The sequence below is a fragment of the Streptomyces sp. NPDC014733 genome, assembly GCF_043083385.1.
Classification (GTDB): domain Bacteria; phylum Actinomycetota; class Actinomycetes; order Streptomycetales; family Streptomycetaceae; genus Streptomyces.
The window spans coordinates 164,006-170,432 of the sequence record NZ_JBIBYO010000014.1; the positions used below are offsets into that span (position 1 = coordinate 164,006).

Genomic DNA, 6,427 nt, shown 5'->3' on the forward strand with positions numbered 1-6,427 from the left:
AAGAGAGCTGACACGATGAGCAAGCTGCGCGTGGCCGTGATCGGCGCCAAGGGCCGTATCGGCTCGGAAGCCGTCAAGGCCGTCGAGGCCGCCGAGGACATGGAGCTGGTCGCGGCGCTGGGCCGCGGCGACTCCCTGGAGGCGCTGACCGACGCCGGCGCCCAGGTCGCCGTCGAGCTGACCAACCCGGACGCCGTCATGGGCAACCTCGACTTCTGCGTCCGCCACGGCATCCACGGCGTGGTCGGGACGACCGGCTGGACCGACGAGCGCCTCGCGCAGCTGCGCACCGCGCTGGCCGCCTCCCCGGGGACCGGCGTGCTCATCGCGCCGAACTTCTCCGTCGGCGCGGTGCTGACCATGACCTTCGCCCGGCAGGCCGCCAAGTTCTTCGAATCGGCCGAGGTCATCGAGTTGCACCACCCGAACAAGGCGGACGCCCCGTCCGGTACGGCCACCCGCACCGCGCAGCTCGTCGCCGCCGCCCGCGCGGAGGCCGGCTGCGCACCGCAGCCGGACGCCACCAGCACCGCGCTGGACGGCGCCCGCGGCGCCTCGGTCGACGGCGTCCCCGTGCACTCGGTACGGCTGCGCGGGCTCCTCGCCCACCAGGAGGTGCTGTTCGGCGGCGTGGGGGAGACCCTCACCATCCGCCACGACTCGTTGCACCACAGCAGCTTCATGCCGGGCATCCTGCTCGGCGCGCGCCGTGTGGTGTCCACCCCGGGCCTGACGGTGGGCCTGGAACACTTCCTCGACCTGGGCTGAGCGTCATGGGCGGAAAGATCACCTACTTCTTCCTCGCGACCGTGCTGGTGCTGGTCTTCGGCGTGGTCGCGATGGAGGGCGTGCTGCTCCTGCTGACGGGGGAGCCGGCCGCGATGGGCATGGGCGCCATAGCCTTCGTCCTGCCGGTCATCGGCGCGTGGTTCCTCTGGCACAACACCCGCTTCGCCCGCGACGCCCACCGCCTCGGCCGTGAGCTGGCGGCGGAGGAGGGCGAGGGAAGCGCGGCGGGCGTGGCGGACGAGGCGCCCACCCGTTCCCCGGGCGGCCGGATCGACCGGGACGCCGCCGACGCGATCTTCGCCCGGCGGCAGGCCGAGACGGAGGAGGCGCCCGACGACTGGCGGTCCTGGTTCCGCCTCGCCGTCGCCTACCACGACGCCCGCGACACCCCCCGTGCCCGCAAGGCCATGCAGCGCGCCATCGCTCTCCACGACGGGGCCCCGGCCCGTACCTGACCCCTGACCAGGGCATACGGCCGCGGGCCCGCGTGATCACGGCACATACGACGACGGCGCCCGGCCGGGATTCAACTCCCGGCCGGGCGCCGTCGTCATCTGTCTATCTACTTGCGGTACTCCGCGGCCCACGCCTCCAGGACATCGGCCGCCCGCTCGAACGCCTCCGGACGGGAGAGGAAGTCGGCGCCGTGGTCGGTGAGCAGCACCCGCGACGAACCGGACACCCGCCGGTCGACCAGCGCCTGCCCCTGAACCGTCCGGGGCAGCCCCAGCCAGCGCACCGGCTGCTGCACCGTCCGCAGCGCCCCGGTGGCGCCCCATGCCTCGGTGACCGTGGAGAACAGACCGACCCGGCGCAGTCCGTGCGCACTGACCCAGACGCCCACCCGGAGCATCCGCAGTGCCAGACCGATGACGATCAGCGCCAGCACCACACAGGTCACAGCGCCCGGCAGCGAACCGGCGAAGCCGATGATCATGGCGGAGAGCAGCACGAACGACGCCAGCAGCAGGGCCACGGCCGAGATCCCCACCCGCCAGGGGCCGGGCCGGTACGGCCGCCGCCAGCGCTCGGGCGCCTCATGGGGCAGCGGCGGGGCCGCCGTACGGTCGTCGACGTCGAGGTCGCGGTCGGCCGTCAGGAAGGGCAGGGGCACGGCTGATCCTCACTCAGGGCACTGATGGAAGCTGTGACCGGTGAGGCTATCGGCAGTGCGGGGCCGGAACCACCCGAGCCCTTCGGCTCGGGTGGGCTCCGGCCCGCAGGTCAGCGGTGCGCGGCCTCGGACTGATGCGTACTCGCTGCGCCCGGCGCCTCCTGCTGCAGCGCCGGAAGCCCGAACAGCAGGGAGCCGGCCAGGCCCCCCACCACGGTCAGGGTGATCAGCGTGCGGCCCGCCAGCTGGGAGCGCGAGGCGCGTTCCCGGGGCGGGGGAGTGACATTGCTGCGGAACCGGTCTGCCTCGGCGACGAAGGCGAACGGGACGGGCTCACGCCGGCGGAACATCTGGGGCTCTCCTAGGAACCTCGAAGTGGGCACTTTCACAGAGTGAGACGCCTGAGGCGTCCGTTTGGTGCCCGTTTCCAGTAACTTCTGTGAAAAATATCAACGGCCCCGTCCGCCCCGGACACCGGGGTCCCTTTTGCCCGCTAACACCGCATCAGGCGGGATTTCCCGCGCTGTCAGTGGCGGGCCGTAGGCTGGACGCCGCACGGAACGAACGGAAGGAACCACCGGTGTCCCAGACCCCCGCCGCGAGCACGCAGAGCCCTGACGGCCCTGACAGCTCCGACAGCGATCTTGCCCGCTTCCGGAGCGAGGTGACGGTCGAGCTGGTCAAGCACAGCGCCGCGGACAGCGACGTGCTCTGGGCGGCCCGCGTCTCCACCGCCGGTGAGCAGTCCCTCGAAGAGCTGCAGAAGGACCCGGAGCGCTCCAAGGGCCTGATCAACTACCTGATGCGCGACCGGCACGGCAGCCCGTTCGAGCACAACAGCATGACCTTCTTCATCAGCGCCCCGATCTTCGTCTTCCGCGAGTTCATGCGCCACCGCGTCGGCTGGTCGTACAACGAGGAGTCCGGCCGCTACCGCCGCCTGGAGCCCGTCTTCTACGTCCCCGGCGCCGACCGCAAGCTCGTCCAGCAGGGCCGCCCCGGCAAGTACGAGTTCGTCGAGGGCACCCCCGAGCAGCACGAGCTGACCAGCCGCGCCATGGAGGACTCCTACCGCCAGGCGTACGCCGCCTACCAGGAGATGCTGGCCGCGGGCGTCGCCCGCGAGGTCGCCCGCGCGGTCCTGCCCGTCGGCCTCTACTCCTCCATGTACGCCACCTGCAACGCCCGCTCCCTGATGCACTTCCTCGGGCTGCGCACCCAGCACGAGCAGGCGAAGGTGCCGTCCTTCCCGCAGCGCGAGATCGAGATGGTCGGCGAGCAGATGGAGGCCCACTGGGCCCGCCTGATGCCGCTCACGTACGGCGCATTCAACGCCAACGGCCGCATCGCCCCGTAACGCCGCCGACCTGCACCGCGGCACCTCCGGGGCCCCGACCCGGGAGGTGTCCGTATTGCAGCATTTTGAGAACTTCATCTACGCTGAAGAAACGGACCCGGCACTGCTTGAACCCCCGAGCAGGCAGTGCCGGAGTCCACATCCCTGCTCCCCGGCGGCACATCCAGCGGTGAGCTACGAGTAGCGTGGGACCCATGGCTCCGACTTCCACATCGCAGACCCCGTTCGGGCGAGTGCTGACCGCCATGGTCACGCCGTTCACGGCGGATGGCGACCTCGACCTCGACGGCGCGCAGCGGCTCGCCGCCCACCTGGTGGACGCCGGCAACGACGGTCTCGTCGTCAACGGCACCACCGGAGAGTCCCCGACCACCAGCGACGCGGAGAAAGCACAGCTGGTCCGCGCCGTGGTCGACGCCGTCGGTGACCGCGCGTTCGTGGTGGCCGGAGCCGGTACCAACGACACCCGGCACAGCATGGAGCTGGCCCGCGCCGCACAGGACGCCGGCGCCCACGGCCTGCTCGCGGTGACGCCGTACTACAGCAAGCCGCCGCAGGAAGGCCTCCTGCGGCACTTCACGGCCATCGCCGACACCACCGACCTGCCGGTGATGCTGTACGACATCCCGGGTCGCAGCGGCGTCCCGATCAACACCGAAACGATTGTCCGGCTGGCGGAGCACCCCCGGATCGTCGCCAACAAGGACGCCAAGGGCGACCTCGGCCGCGCGAGCTGGGCCATCGCCCGCTCCGGCCTCGCCTGGTACAGCGGCGACGACATGCTCAACCTCCCGCTGCTCTCCGTCGGTGCCGTCGGCTTCGTCTCCGTCGTCGGCCATGTCGTCACCCCCGAGCTGCGCGCCCTGCTGGACGCCCACCTCGCCGGCGACGTCGCCAAGGCCACGGAGATCCACCAGAAGCTGCTGCCGGTCTTCACCGGCATGTTCCGCACCCAGGGCGTCATCACCACCAAGGCGGCCCTCGGCCTGCAGGGCCTGCCCGGCGGGCCGCTGCGCCTGCCGCTGGTGGAGTTGGCCCCCGAGGAGACGGAGCAGCTGACGCGGGACCTCGCCGCCGGCGGGGTACAACTCTGAGCACAGACTTCACAACTGAAAACGGCCCTTAACCGCCCCACAGCAAGTGCACGAATGTCATGCGCGCCACGTGCCCCGACGGCAGCGTGGCGCGCGTGGTGAGGAGAGTCTTTTGAGTCATCCGCATCCCGAACTCGGCCGTCCCCCGAAGCTCCCCAAGGGCGGCCTGCGGGTTACGCCCCTCGGCGGTCTGGGAGAGATCGGCCGCAACATGACGGTCTTCGAGTACGGAGGCCGGCTGCTGATCGTCGACTGCGGAGTGCTCTTCCCCGAGGAGGAGCAGCCCGGAATCGACCTGATCCTGCCGGACTTCACGTCCATCAGGGACCGGCTCGACGACATCGACGGCATCGTGCTCACGCACGGCCACGAGGACCACATCGGCGGTGTCCCCTACCTCCTGCGGGAGAAGCCGGACATCCCGCTGATCGGCTCCAAGCTGACCCTCGCGCTCATCGAGGCGAAGCTCCAGGAGCACCGCATCCGTCCGTACACCCTGGAGGTCAAGGAAGGCCAGCGGGAGCGGATCGGTGCGTTCGACTGCGAGTTCGTCGCGGTCAACCACTCCATCCCGGACGCCCTCGCGGTCGCCATCCGCACCCCCGCGGGCATGGCGGTGCACACCGGCGACTTCAAGATGGACCAGCTGCCGCTGGACCGCCGGCTGACCGACCTGCCGGCGTTCGCCCGGCTCGGCGAGGAGGGCATCGATCTGCTCCTCACCGACTCGACCAACGCGGAGGTCCCCGGCTTCGTACCGCCGGAGCGGGACATCTCCAACGTTCTGCGCACGGTCTTCGCCAATGCGCAGAAGCGCATCATCGTGGCGAGCTTCGCCAGCCACGTCCACCGCATCCAGCAGATCCTCGACGCCGCCCACGAGTACGGCCGCCGGGTCGCCTTCGTCGGCCGCTCGATGGTCCGCAACATGGGCATCGCCCGCGAGCTGGGCTACCTCAAGGTCCCCGCGGGCCTGGTCGTGGACGTCAAGACGCTCGACGACCTGCCGGACGACGAGGTCGTGCTGGTCTGCACCGGTTCCCAGGGCGAGCCGATGGCGGCGCTGTCCCGGATGGCCAACCGCGACCACCAGATCCGGATCGTCCCCGGCGACACCGTGATCCTCGCGTCCTCCCTCATCCCGGGCAACGAGAACGCGGTCTACCGCGTGATCAACGGCCTGACCCGCTGGGGCGCCGACGTCGTCCACAAGGGCAACGCCAAGGTCCATGTCTCGGGCCACGCCTCGGCCGGCGAGCTGCTGTACTTCTACAACATCTGCAAGCCGAAGAACCTCATGCCGGTGCACGGCGAATGGCGCCATCTGCGCGCCAACGCCGAGCTGGGCGCGCTGACCGGCGTCCCCAAGGACCGGATCGTGATCGCCGAGGACGGCGTCGTGGTCGACCTGGTCAACGGCGTCGCGAAGATCGTCGGCAAGGTGCAGGCGGGATACGTGTACGTCGACGGCCTCTCGGTCGGCGACGTCACCGAGACCCACCTCAAGGACCGCCGCATCCTCGGCGACGAGGGCATCATCTCGGTCTTCGTGGTGGTGGACAGCAGCACCGGCAAGATCGTCGGTGGCCCGCACCTCCAGGCCCGGGGCTCCGGCATCGAGGATTCGGCGTTCTCCTCGGTCATCCCGAAGATCGACGAGGCTCTCGCCAGGTCGGCCCAGGACGGCGTCGTGGAGCCGCACCAGCTCCAGCAGCTGATCCGTCGCACGATCGGCAAGTGGGTGTCGGACAACTACCGTCGCCGCCCGATGATCCTTCCCGTGGTCGTCGAGGTCTGACAGGTACGGCCGCCGACAGGCACGCCCGAGGAGCGGGGCGCCCAGATTTGCATCTGGGCGCCCCGCTCCAGTAGGTTTACGGCTCCGCCTGAACGGGAACCACCGCACGCCTGCGCGTACGGGAGCCCCCGTGAACCAGGCGGAATTCCGGCCCGGAGAAATCTGATAAAGTCGGAATACGCCGAAAGGCAAACCCCTCCGACGGGTAATCGGAAACGAATTCGGACCGGAAACGGCGAGAAACGGATCTGATAGAGTCGGAAAGGCCGGAAAGC

General features: G+C 70.0%; 7 protein-coding genes. 5 read left to right on the forward strand and 2 right to left on the reverse strand.

The genetic code is table 11. The features are described 5' to 3' along the window. Positions 1-15 precede the first annotated feature (15 nt). Together dapB and ACF1BH_RS26495 are read left to right on the forward strand one after the other, a co-directional pair. Positions 16-768, forward strand: coding sequence for a 4-hydroxy-tetrahydrodipicolinate reductase (gene dapB, locus ACF1BH_RS26490; RefSeq protein WP_391646309.1), 753 nt, complete (start codon positions 16-18; stop codon positions 766-768). A gap of 5 nt (positions 769-773) precedes the next feature. Then, a complete protein-coding gene (locus ACF1BH_RS26495) occupies positions 774-1,244 on the forward strand; it encodes a hypothetical protein (RefSeq protein WP_391646311.1) in 471 nt (156 codons plus the stop codon). A 107-nt stretch (positions 1,245-1,351) separates the two neighbouring features. On the opposite strand, the gene ACF1BH_RS26500 is transcribed toward ACF1BH_RS26495, so the two are convergent. Both ACF1BH_RS26500 and ACF1BH_RS26505 read right to left on the reverse strand, forming a co-directional pair. Further along, the gene (locus ACF1BH_RS26500; protein WP_391646313.1) at positions 1,352-1,903 is read right to left on the reverse strand and encodes a hypothetical protein; all 552 of its coding nucleotides are present in this window, start codon (positions 1,901-1,903) and stop codon (positions 1,352-1,354) included. Between the two features lie 110 nt (positions 1,904-2,013). Beyond that, positions 2,014-2,253 (reverse strand): hypothetical protein, encoded by a 240-nt coding sequence (locus ACF1BH_RS26505; RefSeq protein ID WP_391646315.1) that lies wholly within the window; start codon positions 2,251-2,253, stop codon positions 2,014-2,016. A 314-nt stretch (positions 2,254-2,567) separates the two neighbouring features. Between ACF1BH_RS26505 and thyX the strand changes: the two genes are divergently transcribed. From thyX to ACF1BH_RS26520, 3 genes are all read left to right on the forward strand, one after another. Continuing rightward, the gene (gene thyX / locus ACF1BH_RS26510) at positions 2,568-3,260 is read left to right on the forward strand and encodes an FAD-dependent thymidylate synthase (protein WP_391646331.1); all 693 of its coding nucleotides are present in this window, start codon (positions 2,568-2,570) and stop codon (positions 3,258-3,260) included. 194 nt (positions 3,261-3,454) lie between these two features. Next, the gene (gene dapA / locus ACF1BH_RS26515; RefSeq protein ID WP_391646317.1) at positions 3,455-4,354 is read left to right on the forward strand and encodes a 4-hydroxy-tetrahydrodipicolinate synthase; all 900 of its coding nucleotides are present in this window, start codon (positions 3,455-3,457) and stop codon (positions 4,352-4,354) included. A 112-nt stretch (positions 4,355-4,466) separates the two neighbouring features. Then, a complete protein-coding gene (locus tag ACF1BH_RS26520) occupies positions 4,467-6,152 on the forward strand; it encodes a ribonuclease J (protein WP_391646319.1) in 1,686 nt (561 codons plus the stop codon). Positions 6,153-6,427: the final 275 nt, after the last annotated feature.